The organism is Paenibacillus alba (genome assembly GCF_013204855.1).
In the GTDB taxonomy this organism is placed as follows: domain Bacteria; phylum Bacillota; class Bacilli; order Paenibacillales; family NBRC-103111; genus Paenibacillus_E; species Paenibacillus_E alba.
In genome coordinates this window covers 1-1,394 of sequence record NZ_JABMKZ010000094.1, presented here as the reverse complement: position 1 = coordinate 1,394, position 1,394 = coordinate 1, and the positions used below count along the sequence as shown (strand labels likewise).

General features: G+C 45.1%; 1 pseudogene. It reads left to right on the top strand.

Annotated features, from left to right (window positions below):
• Positions 1-1,394 (top strand): annotated as a pseudogene (locus tag HQN90_RS38035) (S-layer homology domain-containing protein); the annotation flags it as partial.

Here is a 1,394-nt window from a genome sequence, read left to right as displayed (position 1 = left end):
ACAGCTTTGAACGGCAAAGGCGAGAACGTGAAATATGACCTGAACCTATATGATCAATACGGCGGTTCCATTGCCTATAACTCCTTAAGTGATTACAGTGCAACAACGTTGATCTGGAATGACTTTATCGACAGCAAAGACGTTACCTATGAGATTGAAGATAACGGCAATGATATTCCGGAAGTGAAAATCTCATTGATCAACGATCTGGATAAAGCCGGCGATTTCAACTTCACCGTGTTTAACCAAGCGGCAACAGCGACAGGTAAAATTACAGTGAATTCAGCTAAAGTAGCTAACAAAATCCAAATTGGCGACTTGAACGATGTGATTGCAGCTGGAGATAAAGACGTCTATGTTCCTGTGATCGCTTATGATGCTCAAGGCAACCAATTGAGCACAGAAGACCTGACTAGCGAACAAAACGTAAAACGGATCTCTGTATCGCTTTCTGGCGCTGTTGGCGACAATGACGCAACAAGCGTTTCGATCGAAGATTCCGGTGAGCACAAAGGCAGCATTAAACTGCATGAAGTGAAAGCTAACGCCAAAGGCGCGGTTTCCATCACAGCGGTTATTGCAACAGCTAATGCGAGCAGCACAGCAACCAAAACGTATACGGTATCCGATGCACGTGTACCTGATCACTTCAAAGAAGTAACAGCACCTTCGAAATCCATCGTTCCTGGTGGCGAGTCGAAGTTTGAGTACAGCGTGATTGACCAATACGGACAAGTCTTGGATGATTCCTTGAACGTGAACACAACAACCGGCTATGTCGATGCAGCAGGCAGCCATTATACGGTTGAAGTAGGTGCGGTAACGTCCAGCGCCGTGAACAACTCTTCTTCCAATACCAATGCGTATGTCCTGGCGCCTGTTTATGGCAAATTAGACGGAGTGAAAGTCTATGACAACACAGGAGCAAACGACTTTAAGAAATTCAATGATGAGTTCAAATTTGTGACGACAGCAGCTGCGAAAGATGAAAAAGTGGAATTCACAGCACGAATCATGAAAACAACACCGGGAGCAACAAGCCCAACTGAAATTGCTAAATTAACAAAAACAATGAATGTTGCTCAATCGACAGAAGACTTGACGTATGCGGTGAAAGAAGTTGGTTCCATCTTCAACACGCTTGATAGTGGCATCATTGACGCAGATCACCAATACGGAACTTCCTTGACGATTACTAAAGGAGAGCAGCTATCTGCGGCATCCAGCTTGTTAGCGAAAGAAATCGAGATTACTGCTAAAAACGCCGCTGGCGACTTGGTTGAGCTTCCGGCTCAAATTACCCAAGTTACCTCTTCTAACAACAGCGTAGCGCGTGTAGAGCTTGGTACAGGCGATAATGCAGGCAAAGCCTTTGTCATTGGTAACAAAGCAGG